The following is an 18052-nucleotide window of genomic DNA, read 5'->3' on the forward strand; positions in this document are numbered from 1 at the left end:
TAATAGTTATATTTTTGGTAAAATGAGTAAAGTATGTTATGATGTATGTAATATGAAAAATATTTATTAAGCGAAATTTGGAATATTTTAATGAAATTTATTCAAACTGGCGTAGCTATAGGGCTACAAGGATGCAATAGAGGTTCGGGATTGTGTCGTTTAAATGAGAAGTAAACCTAAATGTAGTAAATAGTCACTCACAACTTTAAAACTTAAATATTGATTAGTTAGATAGCCTGTTTTCCTATAAGGAAAACAGGCTATCGTTCATTTAATTTGTGTAACCTTGACTAAACATAAATAAAATAGATTCTTCTGTTTTATAATCTGTAGTACCAAACATATCCATAATTTGCTCATTTGATAAGTCATTTGAAGTTAATATAGATTCTTTATCATTAGTTTTTAAACTAGAAACAATACCTTCTTGATGCCACATATAAGAAATTCTCTCGGTTCTATCTTGATAAAAAGAAAAGTTATTTTTATCATTATATTGAACAGTGTATATTAGCATTACTTTTTTAACTTTGTTATTTTTTACAAAAAGTATTATTTCGATTTGTCCGTCAAATTTTTTAATTGGTTATGAAAAAACTATTTTTTTGCTCTATTTATAATAAAATGAGTAAAACTATTGCAATTAAAATTACTCTATATTTTGATAATCCATCTATAGACTCTACATACTTTTAGTTATTTTATCATACTATACAAATATTATTATTTAAGTATAAAGTGAAGATAAAATAACCATAACCTATTAAATTTATATTAATTAATATGTATAAAAATAGTGTGTATTAACATTATTACTTATTTTTTACCATCAGCGTGCATCTTCCCACGCTGACTTTTTGTTGCTTTTGATTAGTGATTTCAGCTTGCCAAACTTGTGTTGTTTTTCCAATATGATCAGGGACGGCTACAACCGTTAACGTATCACCTTTGACGGCACTTTTAAGATGATTGACTTGAATATCAAGTCCAACAGCAACTTGCTTGGTTGTATCTATTGACTCATTTGATCCAATACTTGTTGCTGTTTCAATCAAAACAGCATTCATCCCACCGTGCATTAAGCCAAAAGGTTGTAAGTGTTTCACATCAACTACCATAGTTAAGATGACCTTTTCTTTTAAAACGTCTTCGATTTTAATGTCTAAATAATCTAAAGCATTCACTTGTGATCAGTCCTTTGATTTAGTAGATAGATTATAACATTGCGAAGTATTTTATAAAAGTTTATTAGTAATAAGCATCAATTCTACTATTTCAGATAAGATTGTGTATAATTGATGAGTAGAAAATTAAGGGGGAACTTTATAAAATGTATGATTGGAAAACAATTAAAGAATATGATGAAATTTTATTCACACAACATGGGAAAATAGCTAAAATTAGTATTAACCGTCCGCAGGTACATAATGCCTTTACACCTAAAACAGTGTTTGAATTAATAGATGCATTTACAATTAGCCGTGATATGACAGATATTGGGGTGATTATTTTAACGGGAGAAGGTGAGTTAGCCTTTTGTTCTGGTGGTGATCAAAAAGTACGTGGACATGGTGGATATGTTGGAGAAGACCAAATCCCTCGTTTAAATGTTTTAGATTTACAACGATTAATTCGCGTCATTCCAAAACCGGTTATTGCAATGGTTAAAGGTTGGTCCATTGGTGGCGGAAATGTGTTGCAATTAGTGTGTGATTTAACAATCGCTGCTGATAATGCCATGTTTGGTCAAACAGGACCAAACGTCGGAAGTTTTGATGGTGGTTATGGGTCAGGTTATTTAGCACGTGTGGTTGGTCATAAGAAAGCTAAAGAAGTTTGGTTTATGACAAAACAATACACAGCTGAAGAAGCTCTTGAAATGGGTTGGATTAACACAGTTGCACCTTTAGATAAAGTCGAAGAAGTGACGATGGAATGGGCTGAAGAATTACTAACTAAAAGTCCAATTGCGCTACGTATGATTAAAGCGGCAATGAATGCAGATACAGATGGCTTAGCTGGTATTCAACAATTAGCAGGAGATGCGACCCTTTTATATTACACAATGGACGAAGCCAAAGAAGGCCGCGATTCGTTTAAGGAAAAACGTGATCCTGACTTTGATCAATTTCCAAAATTCCCATAAAAGAGTGAAGACAATGTTACCATGGTTAACAGCACAACTAGAAACACATCCAGACAAAATTGGGTTATATACTATTAATCAGTCTTGGACAATAGCAGAGATTGCTAGTGAAGTCGATGAAAGAGCCAAAAGAGTGATGGTGTTTTTATCACAAAATGATAAACGCGTCGCTATTTTGAGTCACAATTCAAGTGACATGTATTTTTTAATTTTAGCTTTGTGGTCATTAGGAAAAGAAATTGTCTTTTTAAATACGCATCTAACCACTCAAGAATTGTCATATCAACTGGAAGATTCTGGGGTGAAAACGATATTTGTCGCAGATGATTTAAAAGAAAAAAATTTCAATCACGTTCAGTTGATTTCTTTTTCGGATATCCATTGTCAACCACTGCTTGATTCGATTAGTTATCCAACCTTTTCAGTTGATGCAACAGCTTCTATTATGTATACTTCAGGCACAACTGGTAAGCCTAAAGGTGTGATCCAAACGTTTCGTAATCATTTAGCAAGTAGCATAGGGACACAAAAAAATATGAACATTACGGCTCAAGATGTTTGGGGATGTGCTGTTCCAATGTTCCATATTAGTGGTTTATCCATTGTTGTTCGTCAGTTAGTGATAGGGTGTGGAGTGTATATACTTGAAAAATTTGATGCATCTCTTATGTCTCGTTTGTTTAAAACAGGAGACATAACCGTTTCATCAGTTGTTAATGTGATGCTCAAACAATTATTACAAGCCTATCCAAAGCAAGGATATTCTGATAAGTTTAAATGTTTACTTGTTGGTGGCGGACCTGTCTCTAAAGAGATGCTACAAGATTGTTTTAGCAAAGACATTCCAGTGATTCAGTCCTTTGGTATGACTGAAACGTGTTCACAGGTAGTGGCATTAGGATATGATGATGCCCTTCAAAAAATAGGGTCATCTGGCTTACCATTAGATGGGATAAGTCTTGTCATTAGAAAAAATGATGAAACCTGTGAACCAATGGAAATTGGTGAAATACTATTATCTGGTCCCAATATTTCCCCAGGTTATCTCAATAAATCGTCGTCATGGACGTCAGATGGTTACTTTAAAACTGGTGATTTAGGATATCTTGATGAGGACGGATACTTATATGTTGTCAGTCGTTTGAGTGAACTCATTATTTCGGGTGGGGAAAATATCTATCCAGCTGAAGTTGAACAATGCATAGCAAGTTTATCCGGTATAATGGAAGTCGCTGTTGTAGGAGAGAATGACGATACATGGGGTGAAGTTCCTGTAGCATATATTGTGATGGACGACACGATAGATATAGAGAAGATAAATGAAACTTGCCTTAACTTTTTAGCGAAATATAAATGCCCAAAAAAATATTATGTCGTTGAATCCTTACCACGTACAGCTAGTGGTAAAGTGGCAAAACGATTATTAGTAAATGAGTAAAAGAAGCGCCAACCATCTTGATAGGTATGGTTGGCTTCTTTTCATTGTATTAAAGGAGTTTTAATTCATGTTTAATATACCAAATGATGTTAGAAAATTAGAGATAAATAAACCAACGTTGGTTAGTTGGGTAGTCAATTTATCCGACATTTTAGAGGCTGTTGTGCCTTATTTTTATCAAGCAAAAAAAGTATTTACCACTCGTTATTTTTGGCAAACACCAGATGCGTCGTTTTCTATTGTGGGCTTAGGCACATGTAAAGAATATGTGGCACAAGATTACCGTGATATGGCGATTAGTCGTGAAAAATTGTTGAAAAACACGATAACGAATGCTAAACACAGTGGAACTGGACCTGTTTTTTTAGGTGGATTTCCTTTTGATAAAACTGTTGATAGTCAAAAAACATGGCAAGAGTTAGGGGATGGGTATCTCTTTATACCTAAAATCATGGTAACCCAAACAAATGATAATCGCTTTTTAACGTTCAATATGATTGTAGAATCAAGTAATGATTTAAATACACAGTGGGAAAACATCGTGTCATTGTGGAATACGGTTAGTCAAAGTAGACAATCTGAGTCACCAACTCGTCAACAGATACAAGCTAATGAAATTCATGTTCCAGAGTGGTTAGAGACGGTTGAATTGGCGATTGATGAGATAACCTCTGATAGTGATATTAGAAAAATTGTTTTAGCACGAGAGTTGTTTATAGAGGCAACAGAGGTCTTTTCAGTGAATGATGTTTTAAAAAATTGTCTAGAGCAACAAGAAAATACGTATGTTTTTGTTTTAGAACATAACGAGAATGCTTTTATAGGTGCCACACCAGAAAGATTGTTGTTACTACAAGAAAATAACATTTCAACAGCGTGTGTAGCAGGGTCTATACCACGTGGAAAAACAGTAGGAGAAGATAATCAACTTGGCAGTCAATTATTAAATGACATGAAAAATCAAGTGGAGCACCAAATCGTTGTAGAGGCAATTGAGCGTGATATGAGCCAGATTACTGAAACTTTATCGGAAAAAGGTCAGCCATCATTATTAAAAAACCGAGACATACAACATTTGTTTTACCCATTTAGTGGCGAAAAAAAAGCTGATGTATCATTTTTTTCAGCTATCGAGCAGTTACATCCAACGCCAGCATTAGGTGGACAACCCAAAGAGTTGACAACAAAATGGATTAGAGAACATGAACCAATCAACCGTGGCTTGTACGGAGCCCCAATTGGTTGGAGTTCAGTGATACTTGAGGAAGGGGAATTCGCGGTAGGCATTCGTTCGGCACTTTTATCAGGAAAATCAGCAACGTTATATGCAGGCTGTGGGGTTGTAGCGGACTCTATTCCTCAAGAAGAATTAAAAGAAACACGTGTGAAATTTCAGCCAATGTTACGTGCGATAGGAGGAGAAGAAAATGTCACATCAAAGTAGTATGACAAACTATATCAATTCATTCATCCAAGGGTTGATTGATGGTGGAGTAACTCAAGCAGTGATTAGTCCAGGGTCTAGGTCTACGCCCGTGTCCATTTTATTGCACCAACGTTCAGAAATAAAAACCTATATCGATGTCGATGAACGTTCAGCGGGATTTTTTGCTGTGGGGTTGAGTAAAGCAAGTCAAAAACCAGTGGCGTTAGTGTGTACATCAGGAACAGCGGCGGCAAATTATTTACCTGCCGTGTCTGAGGCGAAGCAATCGAATGTACCGCTTGTTGTGGTGACAACAGATCGCCCACATGAATTAAGAGATAACGGTGCACCACAAACGATGAATCAACTTAATATGTATGGTTCACAAGTTAAACAGTTTGTTGAAATGGCGTTACCTGAAGGAACAGAAGAGATGTATCAATATGCTTACGTTCAAGGAGCAAAATTATCAAATCTATCTTATTCATTGCCACAAGGACCTGTTCATCTGAATTTACCGTTAAGAGAGCCACTATTACCTGATTTAGACTTAGCTGTTCCAAAAGTTAAGTCAGTTAATACAATGACTGGAAAAAGGTGTCTATCAAATGCTGAGATTGAAAAGATAAGCCAAAACTGGTCAGGAAAAAAAGGCACTTTTGTTGTAGGGCCATCATTTGATGAGGAAGCAGTGAGACAATTAGTTGACTTGGCAGAACAATTAGGTTGGGTTATTCTAGCTGATCCGTTAGCAAACATTCGAACTTTTGGCATAAATAGTCCCACAATTTCACCATACTATGATACGTATTTACGTTATGTCAAAGAAGATATGATGCCTGATATCATTGTGCGATTTGGAAAACTGCCTGTTTCAAAACCGTTAAATCAGTGGCTCGCGACATTTACAGGTGATTATTATCTAGTAGAGTCTGAAACAGAATGGTTAGATGCATCAAAAATGATGACAACATTAATCGTGTCAGATGAAGTCGACTTTTTATCCAATATGTTAGAAACTCAGTTAAAAAGGGCTGATGAAAGTTGGCTAGAATTATTTAATAAATTAGACCAAATCGTTGTAAACAGCATAAAAAACCAAGATACAACATTGTTTAGTGACAGTAATATCACCCAAGTCGTTTATCACACGATGCAAGAAAAGGATCAATTGTTTATCTCAAATAGTATGCCTATTAGAGATTTAGATACATATCTTCCTGTCACGAAAGAAAGAGTTACTATTTATGGTAATCGTGGGGTAAACGGAATAGACGGGGTAACCTCAACTGCTATAGGTGTAGCAGCAAATGATACAACACGTCACACACGACTATTGATAGGGGACTTATCTTGTTTTCATGACACGACAGGTTTGGCTATGGCGACAAAATATCAATTACCTATTACGATTATTGTGATAAACAATGATGGTGGTGGAATATTTTCAATGCTATCTCAAAAAAACTTACCGACTTCGTTGTTTGATGATTTATTCGCTACCTCAACTAATGTTAATTTTGAAGCTATGGCTAACATGGTATCGCTGGATTATTCGTCTGCTGAATCCTTAATTGAGTTAGAAAGCTTACTTAACGACCGACCGAATTATCCAAGATTGATTGAAGTTCGTACTAATCGAGAAGAAAACGCAGAGTTAAGAAGAGCGTTCCAACAACAAGTACGTCAGACAATAGAACGTGATAGGACATGCTAATAAGCGTCAGAGATTTAGACTATTATATCAATTATGTGACAGAGTTCGACTATATGAAACCAACATTACTGTGTTTGCATGGGTTTACTGGAACATCACAAACGTTTCATTTTTTACATGCTATCAAAACCCATAATGTTATCGCGATTGATCTGATAGGGCACGGAAAGACAAGTATCTTTGTTCACCCTTATCGTTATACAAGTGAACAACAGGTAAAAGATTTGGAAGAGATACGTGAGTTTTTAAATCTAGATAAAATAGATCTGTTGGGTTACTCAATGGGAGGACGTCTTGCATTGGCTTACGCATTTGAATATCCGACACGAGTCAATTCACTGATTCTGGAAAGTTCTTCCCCAGGGTTAGCTGAAGCTGATTCAAGGGGGAATCGTCGCCAATCAGATAATCGTTTAGCTTGTTTATTGCTAGATAAGGGGATTGAAAAATTTGTTGATTACTGGGAGACGATCCCTTTATTTGATACACAAAAGACGTTGTCACAAACAGTTCGTGAGACTATTAGACAGGAACGACTGTCGCAACAAGCAATCGGACTTGCTATGAGCTTGCACTATTTTGGTACAGGGACTCAACCATCACTATGGAGGAAATTAGAAAAAGAGTATCCTTTTCATCCTTATTTTTTGGTTGGACAGAAAGACGTTAAGTTTGTATCACTGGCTAAGCAGATGAATCAGCTTATGAAAGAATCAACGGTGATTGAGTTTGAAGATAGTGGTCATTGCATTCATGTTGAAAAACCAGCAGTGTTTTTAGCAACAGTGATACAACTTTTAGAGTGAGGGATAGGTTATGAATATCACAAAAATAGAGAGTTATCATGTGCAACTACCTTTAGTGGCACCATTTAAAACAAGTTATGGCTTTTTATCGCATAAAGCGATGGATATTCTTGTTGTGACAGATGAACTTGGTAACCAAGGATACGGGGAATTAGTAGCGTTTAAACAACCTGATTATACAGAAGAAACATTAGAAACAGCTCGGTTGATTCTAGCTAATCATTTAATTCCGTTGTTAGTTCAGTCACAGATTACTCATCCCGATGATGTCACACGATTATTTTCTGTAATACGTGGAAACTGGATGGCTAAATCTTCTTTAGAAACAGCAATTTGGGATTTGTATGCAAAAAGGCATAAAAAAAGTTTGGCAGAACTATTTAGTAGTCAGACTGATAAATTATCTGTTGGGGTGAGTATTGGCATTCAAAAAAGCGTACAGGATTTGATTGAAGTGGTATCACGTTATGTGGCTGAAGGATATACTCGGATAAAATTAAAAATAGCACCCAATCAGGATGTAGATTTTGTGAAAGCTGTAAGAAGTCATTTTCCAGAGATGCTTTTAATGGTGGATGCAAATTCTGCTTATGATTTAGACAGTCTAACTATTTTTAAAGAACTAGACACGTATCAACTATCGATGATTGAGCAACCTTTTGGCTATTCAGATTTTTTAGAACATGCTGAACTTCAAAAGAATATTGAAACACCGATTTGTCTAGATGAAAATATTCGTAGTGTAGAAGACGTGATGTTAGGTCATCGTTTAGGTAGCTTGGGAGCTGTTAATCTAAAAATTTCGCGTGTAGGTGGTGTGACACAAGCACAAAAAATTGTTGAGTATTGTAAAAATAATGGCTTAGGACTATGGTGTGGTGGCATGTTTGAGTCAGGTGTTGGACGAGCACTTAACTTGGCTTTTGCTTCTCAAGAAGGGTTTAATTTTCCGGGTGATATTTCCGCTTCAACTCGATATTTTAAAGAAGATATCATTAATGAAACGTTTGAACTAGAAAATGGAAGGCTAAGTGTACCTAGGGAAACTGGGTTAGGTGTGACATTAAATAAAGAGATGTTAGAAAAATATGGTCACTATCATGTGATGTATGTCAAATAAATATTTTTGTATTTTATAAGCAGCCAAGGGTTGCTTTTTATTTTATATTTTTCATTTGTCAAATTAAGCTAGAAAAAATCTATGTTGTCTACATAACTCAAAAATACTTCTAATGGTGTTTTATAGTTTAATGATTTTCTAGGAATATTATTTCTTTTAGATGTGATAGAATGGATAAACGAGTTCTCCACTTCATTGAAATCCATTTTCTGGGCAATTTATCTTGACGTAGCAACCCATTAGACTATTCGTTTAAACCTCTTTGGGATGGGGTTCCAGGCTCAGTAAAATAGATATCAACATCATTATAATTAATCAAAGACAGTTGTTTAAAAAACGTCTGCCTTTTTTATGTAATTAATCGTGATTAAGTTAAAATAGATAGTAAAAAAGCAATAAAAATTAACTATTATTATATTTTTAATTATATTTGTTCGTTTCACTGTTGAAAAAGTAAAAGAAAGTTGTTATGATATCGAGGTAATAAAAAACCATATAATTCTAGTAATACGGTCTAGAAGTTTCTACAAGTTACCCGTAAAGTAACTTACTTTGGCAAATGAATCTTATTATTCTGCCATGATGTGTTTTTTAAATCAATAGGAGGAATAGTAATGAAGGAAAAGATTGATCAGTATTTTGGTATCACCGCTTCAGGTTCTACTTTTAAACGAGAGTTTACAGGAGGGTTAACGGCATTTTTTGCGATGTCCTATGTTATTTTTGTTAATCCGATTATTTTAGGGCAAGCAGGGATGCCACAAGATGCCGTCTTTATGTCGACTATTTTGTCTTCAGCCATCGCCATGCTTATTGTGGGGTTATGGGCAAAATTTCCACTAGGTCTTGCACCATGTATGTCAATGAATGCTTTTTTTGCTTATTCTGTTGTTTTGCAAATGGGAAAATCTTGGCAAGAAGCATTGGCATCCGTTTTCGTTGCCTCAGTATTATTTTTAATGCTTGCTTTTTCAGGTGCTCGCTCTAAAATAATTAAAGCTATACCAACGAATGTGAAACAAGCAGGAACAGTAGGTTTGGGGATTTTTATCGCTTTTGTTAGTTTTAAAAATTCAGGAATCATCGTACCAGATGAGGGAATGTTTATTACATTTGGCGGTTTTTCTAACCCTAATGTGATTATCGCATTCTTTGGTATCATCACAGCCGCATTTTTCTTAGTGAGAAAAAATCAATATGCCGTGTTTCTAGGAATGATTGGTGCTGCCGTATGTGGATTGTTTATTCGATTTGGTGCATCAATGAATTGGTTTAACCTTAGTGCAGATGTTATCGCGACATTACCGCAATTACCAAAGGGATCGCCCGTTGTCATTCCGACTGAGCCAATGAATGCCATGATGAACGATACATTTATGGTTGCAGTGAAAAATTTAGATAAGATGTTATCGTTAGATTCTATTGTTATTATTTTGACATTTTTATTTTTAGATTTCTTTGGAACAGCGACGACATTGTCTGCAGCTGCAACACAAGTATCCGATATTAAACAAGAAAGCTTTGAAGACAACAAACGTATTTACAGTGCCGATGCTTTGGGAACATTTTTTGGTTCAATCTTAGGAACATCAAGTTTATCAACTTATATTGAATCTGTATCAGGAATTATTGCTGGTGCTAGAACTGGTTTGATGAGTGTCATTGTGGCGGGATTATTTTTATTATCAGCCTTCTTTTATCCAGTGTTATCTCTTGTCACAACAGCTGTGACCACGCCAGCGATGGTTGTAATTGGTATTTTTATGATGCAAAACATCACAGGGATTGATTGGGATGGTGGATTTGAAGAAGTTATTCCAGCATTTTTAACGATTGTCATGATGCCGTTAACCGGTTCAATTGCTTTAGGACTTGTATTAGGATTTTTATCTTATGAGTTATGCATGATGTTTGCCGGACGATTAAAAGAAATTCCAAATGTGATGCATTTTATCACAGTGATTTCTATACTCTATTTATTTACAATTTAACTAAAATCCACATGTCTAAAAGTGATGACATGTGGATTTTGTATCTTATACGGTTTGTTTGCGAAACATACTGTAATAAAAATAAGTCAACTTACAATCGACTTAAAGTTGTCGGTCAAGCCCCTCCCCAAAAGAGATGTATTATCGTTTACTTTGTGGGGATATTCTACCTAAAACAATAAAACGTGTACTTTAACTGGATCCAGATATCTTAGTACTAAATTCGTTAGAAGGATTATGGTGAATTAATTTACAAGGAATTTTATTAGCAGCCTCGACTTATAAAGGTGTTACAAAAATCAGTTCAGTATTAATAATATAAGACTTAATACAAATCATGATTATTATGATTCTGTCGTGATGTTGATAGATATCGACAAAGCTCGAGGATGATTAATGGTAACAGTATAAATGATGCGAGAAAATACATGAGTTATTTGGCTAGAAGTTGCGGAAATCATGACCTGTTTTAGGTCATGACCAATACATCTACTTTAAGCCTTTTTAGTCAGCTTATTTATTTCACTTGTTTTCCTTGATAATAGCTTGATGTGATAGGCGATTTTCTAGCAACAAATTCAGCTGATGACATTGCTGGAGTAAGTAAATAAGTAGCTTCATCACCAACATTAGGCCATATATGGTTTCCGTCTTTATCTAAAGTAGTCACGCCATCAGTCATTAATCCTAAAAGCTGAGTCAAATCATTTTGATCTTTTACGTTAAATAATTCACCTAAACGCACCAATTTTTCTTGAAGTGAGCCATCACCGTAAGGAGACCAACAGTCGTAAATATTATCACAACCTAGATGAACAGAGACACCGTAATCGATACGTTCCATGATCGGAGGAGTCGTATTTGGTGTAATAGGAACACTCGTTATAATCTAGTGAGTAAGGATCCACGCCGCCAACAAAATTAGCACCATTTTGTAAAGTTCGTTCCATTAATCGATTGATTTTTGAACGTAATAATCCATGTTGTGGAAACGCAACTAATTTTATAGGTGTACACACATTTTTTCGCAATGATGTCATGGCGTTTAGGTATCTAAGGCCTGTTGCTAGCTCAATATCTATATGAGACCTAAACGCAGTCACGCCATGAGAAACTTCTAAGTCATACAGTGCTTTAAGACGCACCTCAATCGGTTCATCTAGACTATCCAATATAGGAATTTCTGTTTCGAAACGTTCCACTAAACTTTTAGCAGGAGTGATCAGAGTATAGGGTGTTCCTAATTTACTTTTGTCTAAGTGGCAGTGTTTATCTACGATACCTGGAAGCAGTAACTGTTCATTACAATCTATAAATTTTTCATCAGTAGCAGAAAAATCTTCTGTAGGAATAATCGTTGTAATCTTTCCATTGTGGATATGGATCGCCACTAATTGTGTTTCAGTTGCTTTAATCTAGTCATTTTCTCTGATAAATCCAGTTTCTATACGCACGTTTGTTAACCAGTAAGCATATTATCTCTCCTTTAATGATGTTGAAAATCACGATTGATTTAAGAGTACACGATGAATAAAAAAATACTAAATAAATGCACGTTAAAAAAAGACTCTAAATTGAGTCTTTCGTTGTTATTAATTAGTTTCATAATCTTTCCAAACTTTATTAGCATAAACACTGTTAAATAAAAGTGCAGCTTGTAGAGCAATTTGAGAAAGATAAATCCCTAACGAGCCGATATCTGATTTTCCTGTCCATGAATTAAAGGCAAGTAGTGACCAGTATAATAGATTGGCAATATTGACAAAAATCCATAATAACCAGTTTTCTTTGTATTTGAAAATATAAAGAGTTTGTGCAATTAAAGATATGACAAGGTTTGCGCTATCAATATATGGTAGTTGCCCACCAAAATTCCCAATGACAATCCAACCAATGACCCAAGCAATCACACTTCCTAAAAATAGGAACTGTTTTGTTTTAGGTTTGAATTCATGCACAGCTTCATCATTACCCCATAAAAACCAGCCAATTGGTTGTGAGATAACATAAATAATATTCATGACAAATGAGCCATAGGCATGACTCTGCCAAGCAATATACGTCATTGCAAGACATTGAATAATACCAAATAAGAACGTGATTTTTCGCCCTTTCATCCCATAAACCAGACAGATAACACCAGCAACTCCACTAATCATTCCGATAACTGAGTCTGGAGAAATCATAAAAACAATCAGTTGAAGAGATAATAAAACAGAAACGTATTTTACTTCAAATGGCTTCCAACCAACAAATAATTGATTATAAATCCATGAATGTTTTGTATCAGTCATTTTAATTTCCCACCTCATTTAAAATCGTTAAAGCAAGTTTTATTGAATCCATTTCACCTTTTGCAACAGCATCTTCTTCATTTACTAAACTGTTGACACCTTCGCTTAAGTCGGCTTCGTAAAGAACTACATTATTTAAGATAGAAAGGGCACGAATACCCTTTAAGCTACCTAAAACATAAAGAGCGCTACTTTCCATATCGGCACCTAAAATACCAAAATGAGACCAATATTTTTCCGTTTCGGCATTATTTTCCATATAAAATCCATCATGCGAACGAGTAATACCATAATAACCATTTGGTAAAAATTTTTTTGCGCTAGATAGTAACTCATTGTTTGCAACAGCAGGAAAATCAGTAGGAACATATTTTTTTGTCAATCCTTCATCGCGAACAACCCCTGTCGGAATAATTAAGGCACCGAGTGGAATATTGTGTTGCATGGCTCCACAACTTCCTACCCGAATAATAGTATCAATCCCAATGTTAGCTAATTCTTCTACAACAATTGCTGTGGAAGGAGCACCGATGCCGGTAGCAATGACTAAAATAGAAGCGCCTTGGTAGTCACCTTTAATAGAAATGTAGCCACGATTATCACTAAGTTTCTCTACGTTTTCTAAACATGAAGCGACACGTTCGACCCGTTTTGGATCACCGACAATAATTGCTTTTGAAACTTGTTTCATTTTTTCTAGTTGGATATGTGCTTGTTTGGTCATAAGATTTCCTTTCTTAAAAACGTTTAGTAGTTATTTCTTTAGATAATATAATACACTAAAAAAATAAAAAGATATAATAAATTTTTAAAATAGTCCGAGACAAATAAATTGCACTAATAAAAAGACGGTGTTACTATAATAACATAATAAAACTTACAAAATGTAAGTGTATATAAGGAGATAATCATTATGAAAAAATACGGAGTTATTGTAGGTTCAACAAGAAAAAATTCTTATTCAGAAGCGGTAGCAAAGGCAATAGTAAAAGGTTTACCAAATGGCGCAGAGGTAACATTCATCAACATCAGTGATTTACCTTTGTACAATCAAGATTTAGATGCCAACTCACCTGCTGAATACACACGTTTTAGAGAAGAAGTCGCTGCACAAGATGCCATTATTTTTGTCACACCAGAGCACAACAGAAGTATACCAGCTGCTTTAAAAAATGCATTAGATGTTGCTTCAAGACCATGGGGACAAAATGTATGGGCTAAAAAACCAGCACTTGTTGCTTCTCAATCTATTTCAGGTATTTCAGGTGTCTTAGCACATCATGTGTTAAGACAGTCATTAGTATTTTTAGATATGCCAACTATGCAACAACCTGAATTGTACATTGGTCATTCCGATCAGTTGTTTGATGAAAACTTAGAACCAACAAATGATGATACAAAACAATTTTTAGCAAATGCTGGAAAACAATTTAGTGAATTTGCAGCAAAATTTGCTTAGTTAAAGACAAAAAAACTATCACAGTAAATGACTGTGATAGTTTTTTTGTCTTTAAGGATGGTGTTATGTCATAAAAAATATATAGAAACCTCTAACATGATATTTATACATCAATGCTAATGTCATGCATTACCATTTTGTTTATTTTACCCCTTGTATCGTATTCGGTTGTAGATGAATAATCTATTACTATGGTATTCATAAAATACTATGGTATTCATAAAAAAATATTAGATAACCTTACCAAAGTGAGAGAGGTTATCTAATAGAGGAATATTTTAAATAGGTTTTCGTTCAAAAGCATCTGTACTGATTCCTTGATCTAATACAGTTTTAGCCCATTCTTTTGCAGAAAACAATGAATGATCTTTATAGTTTCCACAACTTTTAGCATCAGTTCCTTGGACATCTTCCCAAGAAATCTCTTCTACAATTTGAGTTAATGTTTCTTTTAACGCTTTTGCTACAACATCAGCTGGGTAGTTATCCCACACAATTAAGTGAAAGCCAGTTCGGCAACCAAATGGTGAAATATCGATGATTCCATCTAATCGATCTCTTAATAAATCAGCTAATAAGTGCTCTAAAGTATGAATAGCACCTGTAGGCATTTCTCCTTTATTAGGCTGAACAAATCGTAAATCGTAATTTGTGATTGAATCTCCTTTTTTTCCATTTTCTGTTGTAATCACTCGAACATACGGTGCGATAACTTTATTATGGTCTAATGTAAAACTTTCTACTTCTGCCATTTATATCATTCCTTTCAGTATTATAAAAAGTCATTTTTTAGATGATACCTCAAGGATAACCTTTTTTTAAGAAGTGTCAATAAGGTGTTGAAAAATCCGCTAAAAATCTATTTTTTAAAAACAAGTTAATCACATGTTAAAAAAAATCATTTTTTTAACATCATAAATAAAGGTCATTTTTTTAACATCATAAATAAAGATCATTTTCTTTTTGTTGTAGATATGTAATCAACTACTGAATATTAAAAAAAATAAGAATCTAGTTGACAATAAAAAAAATATTTGATAATATTCAAAAATATAAAGCGTAATAATTACGATTTAAAAGTTAAAGAGTTAGGTAGGGTTTTTGGATGAAGAAAAAAATAGTACTAGGTATGTCATGGATAATGATGGGAGGGTTACTTGCAGCATGCTCGACTGCTAAAACTGAGCAGACAAATACTGACAAAATAAAAGTAGCCACCACATTTTATCCAATGTATGAATTTACGAAAGAAATTGTAGGTGATGCTGGAGAAGTGGATATGATTGTTCCAACCGGAGTTGAAGCACATGATTTTGAACCATCAGCTAAGGATTTAAAGAAAATACAAGATAGTGATGTCTTTGTCTATAATAATGAAAATATGGAAACGTGGGTACCTTCCGTTGAATCAGTATTAAAGGAGGGAAACGTAACAAAGATAAAAGCAACTGAAAATATGGTATTACTACCTGGAAGCGAAGAAGAACATGACCATCATGAACACGGTAAGGAGGGGCACTCACATGAACTAGATCCACATGTCTGGTTAGCACCTAGTTTAGCAATTAAAGAAGTCGAAGAAATTCGCAATCAACTGATAAAAAGATATCCAGACAAAGAAAAAATATTTACTACAAATGCTGATAAGTACTTAAAAAAATTGGCTACTTTGGATAAGTCGTATCAAGATACATTAAAGAACGCTAAACAAAAAAGTTTTGTGACACAGCATGCAGCATTTGGTTATTTAGCATTGGAATATGGTTTAACACAAGTACCAATTTCTGGTCTTTCTCCAGATGAAGAACCATCGCCAGCTAGATTAGCTGAACTAAATAAGTATGTGAAAGAGAATGATATTAAGTATATTTATTTTGAATCTAATGCAACAGATGCTATTGCTAAAACATTGGCAAAAGAAACTGGTGTGGAATTACTAGTATTAAGTCCGTTAGAGGGGCTAAGTCAAAAAGAGATTGATAAAGGTGAAAACTATGTTTCGACTATGGAAAAAAATCTAACAGCTTTGCGTAAAACTACTGGCGAAGAAACGACAAAATCTATTGTAAGTAAAACACCTGAAAAAACAGTACAAGCAGGATACTTTGAGGATAGTCAAATACAGGATAGACCATTATCAAATTGGAAAGGAAGTTGGCAGTCAGTTTACCCACTTTTAAAAGAGGGCACATTAGATCAAGTGTTTGATTACAAAGCTAAAATGAAAAAAGATAAATCGGCTGAAGAATATAAAAAGTATTATGAGTCAGGGTATAAAACATCAATTAAAGAAATTGATATTACAGATTCAACGATGACTTTTATTGATGATAGTGGTAAAAAAATGAGCTCAAAATATAAGTATATTGGTCAAAAAGTTTTAACTTATGAAAAAGGAAACCGTGGTGTGAGATATTGCTTTGAGGCAACAGATCCTAGTCAAGGGGCTTTTAAGTATGTTCAGTTTAGCGACCATGAAATCACGGATACTAAATCAGCTCATTTCCATTTGTACTTTGGCAATGATAGTCAAGAGGCACTGTATAAAGAACTTGAAAACTGGCCAACTTATTATCCTAAAGAATTATCTGGAAAAGAAGTCGCACAAGAAATGATGGCTCATTAGAAAGGAAGAGATGTATGAGAACACCCATTATATTAGAATGTTCTGAAACAAAAGAACGATTGTATTTAACAAGTAAGAATAAACGAAACACACCTGAACGACTGGAGTTAAGAAAATATTCTCCAAAGCTTAGACAGCATGTGATATTTAAAGAGACCAAAAAATAAAGGAGCTGAATAAAGTGGCAAAAAAATCTAAGATAGCCAAATATGAAAAACAAAAAAAATTAGTGGCAGAATATGCAGAAATAAGGAAAGAATTAAAAGAAAATAAGGACTATGAGGGGTTACGTAAACTACCTAAAGAGTCAAATCCTAATAGATTAAAGCTAAGAGATGAAACAGATGGTAGACCAAGAGCTTATATGCGTAAGTTTGGCGTGTCTCGTATTACATTTAGAGAACTTGCACATAAGGGACAATTGCCCGGCGTTAAAAAAGCAAGTTGGTAAAAAAGAGGAGGAAACAATTTGGCAGTTCCAAAAAGAAAAACATCAAAAGCTAAGAAAAATGCGCGACAAACACATAAAAAACTATCATCAACAGTGTCTTATGATAGTGTATTAGGAGTATATAAACGCAGTCACTATGTATCAAGTGATGGTTACTATAAAGGTAGAAAAGTCATTTAGTAGGGGGTGAATCTAGATGAATATTATTTATCCACCACTTGTTGAGGATAGTTTATCTTATCATTTTGATGAAAAGAATATTGAGATGGAAGATAAAATTAGGATGTATCAGCATATGATTGAGGTAGGAATTATTACAGAACAGGGCCTCCCAACTGAAAAAGCATTAGATATGGGTTGGGTAAAAGACTTTTATGAAGAAGAAGACCTGTCCTTTGAAGACTTTTTGACTCTGTATCCTGTTTTTAAACGATACGACGTCAATCTTTTTCAAAAGATTGATGGTTTTTGGGAAATCTCACTTTCGTTTAAAGAATTGTTAAAAGATCATCTTTTATCTGAAAATATGAGTTATGATGATAGGCTACAAATTACTGAATATTTATCAGAAAGGTAGA

Annotated in this window: 18 protein-coding genes, 2 pseudogenes and 1 riboswitch; of the genes and pseudogenes, 13 read left to right on the forward strand and 7 right to left on the reverse strand. The window is 34.4% G+C overall.

Annotated features, from left to right (window positions below; translation table 11 throughout):
• Positions 1-271: 271 nt before the first annotated feature.
• On the reverse strand, positions 272-439 hold the full coding sequence (locus AC37UB_RS04415; RefSeq protein WP_158559358.1) for a hypothetical protein: 168 nt from the start codon (positions 437-439) through the stop codon (positions 272-274).
• 373 nt (positions 440-812) lie between these two features.
• A complete protein-coding gene (locus AC37UB_RS04420; protein WP_117972381.1) occupies positions 813-1184 on the reverse strand; it encodes a PaaI family thioesterase in 372 nt (123 codons plus the stop codon).
• A 146-nt stretch (positions 1185-1330) separates the two neighbouring features.
• Here AC37UB_RS04420 and menB point away from each other — a divergent pair, with 146 nt between their 5' ends.
• The 6 genes from menB (at position 1331) to menC (ending at position 8653) form a co-directional block, all read left to right on the forward strand.
• Positions 1331-2146 (forward strand): 1,4-dihydroxy-2-naphthoyl-CoA synthase, encoded by an 816-nt coding sequence (menB, locus tag AC37UB_RS04425; RefSeq protein ID WP_117972382.1) that lies wholly within the window; start codon positions 1331-1333, stop codon positions 2144-2146.
• Between the two features lie 13 nt (positions 2147-2159).
• Positions 2160-3584 (forward strand): o-succinylbenzoate--CoA ligase, encoded by a 1425-nt coding sequence (locus tag AC37UB_RS04430; RefSeq protein ID WP_241699236.1) that lies wholly within the window; start codon positions 2160-2162, stop codon positions 3582-3584.
• Between the two features lie 67 nt (positions 3585-3651).
• Positions 3652-5028 (forward strand): isochorismate synthase, encoded by a 1377-nt coding sequence (locus AC37UB_RS04435; RefSeq protein ID WP_117972384.1) that lies wholly within the window; start codon positions 3652-3654, stop codon positions 5026-5028.
• Positions 5012-6727, forward strand: coding sequence for a 2-succinyl-5-enolpyruvyl-6-hydroxy-3-cyclohexene-1-carboxylic-acid synthase (menD, locus tag AC37UB_RS04440; RefSeq protein ID WP_117972385.1), 1716 nt, complete (start codon positions 5012-5014; stop codon positions 6725-6727). The genes AC37UB_RS04435 and menD overlap by 17 nt, the downstream gene beginning before the upstream one ends.
• A gap of 53 nt (positions 6728-6780) precedes the next feature.
• Positions 6781-7533 (forward strand): 2-succinyl-6-hydroxy-2,4-cyclohexadiene-1-carboxylate synthase, encoded by a 753-nt coding sequence (menH, locus tag AC37UB_RS04445; RefSeq protein ID WP_158559362.1) that lies wholly within the window; start codon positions 6781-6783, stop codon positions 7531-7533.
• A gap of 10 nt (positions 7534-7543) precedes the next feature.
• Positions 7544-8653, forward strand: a complete 1110-nt coding sequence (gene menC, locus AC37UB_RS04450; RefSeq protein WP_117972387.1) for an o-succinylbenzoate synthase — start codon at positions 7544-7546, stop codon at positions 8651-8653.
• 68 nt (positions 8654-8721) lie between these two features.
• Here the strand turns inward: menC and AC37UB_RS04455 are convergent.
• Positions 8722-8975: pseudogene (locus tag AC37UB_RS04455) on the reverse strand (transposase); the annotation flags it as partial.
• Positions 8976-9124: 149 nt separating this feature from the next.
• Positions 9125-9226, forward strand: a riboswitch (purine riboswitch).
• Between the two features lie 41 nt (positions 9227-9267).
• Between AC37UB_RS04455 and AC37UB_RS04460 the strand changes: the two are divergent.
• Positions 9268-10644, forward strand: a complete 1377-nt coding sequence (locus tag AC37UB_RS04460; RefSeq protein ID WP_241699240.1) for an NCS2 family permease — start codon at positions 9268-9270, stop codon at positions 10642-10644.
• 517 nt (positions 10645-11161) lie between these two features.
• Here the strand turns inward: AC37UB_RS04460 and AC37UB_RS04465 are convergent.
• The 3 genes and pseudogenes from AC37UB_RS04465 to AC37UB_RS04475 form a co-directional block, all read right to left on the reverse strand.
• A pseudogene (locus AC37UB_RS04465) lies at positions 11162-12059 on the reverse strand (amidohydrolase family protein).
• Positions 12060-12236: 177 nt separating this feature from the next.
• Positions 12237-12938, reverse strand: coding sequence for a nicotinamide riboside transporter PnuC (gene pnuC, locus AC37UB_RS04470; RefSeq protein WP_241699241.1), 702 nt, complete (start codon positions 12936-12938; stop codon positions 12237-12239).
• Position 12939: 1 nt separating this feature from the next.
• On the reverse strand, positions 12940-13662 hold the full coding sequence (locus AC37UB_RS04475) for a nucleoside phosphorylase (RefSeq protein ID WP_117972390.1): 723 nt from the start codon (positions 13660-13662) through the stop codon (positions 12940-12942).
• A gap of 189 nt (positions 13663-13851) precedes the next feature.
• On the opposite strand from AC37UB_RS04475, the gene AC37UB_RS04480 reads away from it, so the two are divergent.
• A complete protein-coding gene (locus AC37UB_RS04480) occupies positions 13852-14397 on the forward strand; it encodes an NADPH-dependent FMN reductase (protein WP_117972391.1) in 546 nt (181 codons plus the stop codon).
• A gap of 278 nt (positions 14398-14675) precedes the next feature.
• Here the strand turns inward: AC37UB_RS04480 and AC37UB_RS04485 are convergent, their stop codons facing one another.
• Positions 14676-15149 (reverse strand): S-ribosylhomocysteine lyase, encoded by a 474-nt coding sequence (locus AC37UB_RS04485; RefSeq protein WP_071456268.1) that lies wholly within the window; start codon positions 15147-15149, stop codon positions 14676-14678.
• A 353-nt stretch (positions 15150-15502) separates the two neighbouring features.
• Between AC37UB_RS04485 and AC37UB_RS04490 the strand changes: the two genes are divergently transcribed.
• Genes AC37UB_RS04490 through AC37UB_RS04510 form a run of 5 tightly spaced genes read left to right on the forward strand, consistent with a single transcriptional unit; the run spans position 15503 to position 18051 of the window.
• Positions 15503-17023, forward strand: coding sequence for a metal ABC transporter solute-binding protein, Zn/Mn family (locus AC37UB_RS04490; RefSeq protein WP_490685385.1), 1521 nt, complete (start codon positions 15503-15505; stop codon positions 17021-17023).
• 14 nt (positions 17024-17037) lie between these two features.
• Positions 17038-17190: a 50S ribosomal protein L33 gene (gene rpmG / locus AC37UB_RS04495; RefSeq protein WP_117972393.1), complete on the forward strand. Its 153-nt coding sequence runs from the start codon at positions 17038-17040 to the stop codon at positions 17188-17190.
• 14 nt (positions 17191-17204) lie between these two features.
• Complete coding sequence (gene rpsN / locus AC37UB_RS04500; protein WP_071456270.1) at positions 17205-17474, forward strand: 30S ribosomal protein S14; 270 nt, start codon at positions 17205-17207, stop codon at positions 17472-17474.
• Positions 17475-17492: 18 nt separating this feature from the next.
• Complete coding sequence (gene rpmF / locus AC37UB_RS04505) at positions 17493-17654, forward strand: 50S ribosomal protein L32 (RefSeq protein ID WP_071456271.1); 162 nt, start codon at positions 17493-17495, stop codon at positions 17652-17654.
• A 16-nt stretch (positions 17655-17670) separates the two neighbouring features.
• On the forward strand, positions 17671-18051 hold the full coding sequence (locus AC37UB_RS04510; RefSeq protein ID WP_117972395.1) for a hypothetical protein: 381 nt from the start codon (positions 17671-17673) through the stop codon (positions 18049-18051).
• The last annotated feature ends 1 nt before the right edge of the window (position 18052 follow it).

It is taken from the genome of Vagococcus changpingensis (genome assembly GCF_058211775.1).

Coding starts and splice junctions, on each gene's coding strand:
- AC37UB_RS04480 (WP_117972391.1), top strand. CDS start 13,852: ATGAAAAAATACGGAGTTATTGTAGGTTCAACAAGAAAAAATTCTTAT.
- AC37UB_RS04415 (WP_158559358.1), bottom strand. CDS start 439: ATGTGGCATCAAGAAGGTATTGTTTCTAGTTTAAAAACTAATGATAAA.
- rpmG (WP_117972393.1), top strand. CDS start 17,038: ATGAGAACACCCATTATATTAGAATGTTCTGAAACAAAAGAACGATTG.
- menH (WP_158559362.1), top strand. CDS start 6,781: ATGAAACCAACATTACTGTGTTTGCATGGGTTTACTGGAACATCACAA.
- AC37UB_RS04460 (WP_241699240.1), top strand. CDS start 9,268: ATGAAGGAAAAGATTGATCAGTATTTTGGTATCACCGCTTCAGGTTCT.
- AC37UB_RS04435 (WP_117972384.1), top strand. CDS start 3,652: ATGTTTAATATACCAAATGATGTTAGAAAATTAGAGATAAATAAACCA.
- menC (WP_117972387.1), top strand. CDS start 7,544: ATGAATATCACAAAAATAGAGAGTTATCATGTGCAACTACCTTTAGTG.
- AC37UB_RS04510 (WP_117972395.1), top strand. CDS start 17,671: ATGAATATTATTTATCCACCACTTGTTGAGGATAGTTTATCTTATCAT.
- AC37UB_RS04485 (WP_071456268.1), bottom strand. CDS start 15,149: ATGGCAGAAGTAGAAAGTTTTACATTAGACCATAATAAAGTTATCGCA.
- AC37UB_RS04490 (WP_490685385.1), top strand. CDS start 15,503: ATGAAGAAAAAAATAGTACTAGGTATGTCATGGATAATGATGGGAGGG.
- pnuC (WP_241699241.1), bottom strand. CDS start 12,938: ATGACTGATACAAAACATTCATGGATTTATAATCAATTATTTGTTGGT.
- AC37UB_RS04430 (WP_241699236.1), top strand. CDS start 2,160: ATGTTACCATGGTTAACAGCACAACTAGAAACACATCCAGACAAAATT.
- AC37UB_RS04475 (WP_117972390.1), bottom strand. CDS start 13,662: ATGACCAAACAAGCACATATCCAACTAGAAAAAATGAAACAAGTTTCA.
- menD (WP_117972385.1), top strand. CDS start 5,012: ATGTCACATCAAAGTAGTATGACAAACTATATCAATTCATTCATCCAA.
- menB (WP_117972382.1), top strand. CDS start 1,331: ATGTATGATTGGAAAACAATTAAAGAATATGATGAAATTTTATTCACA.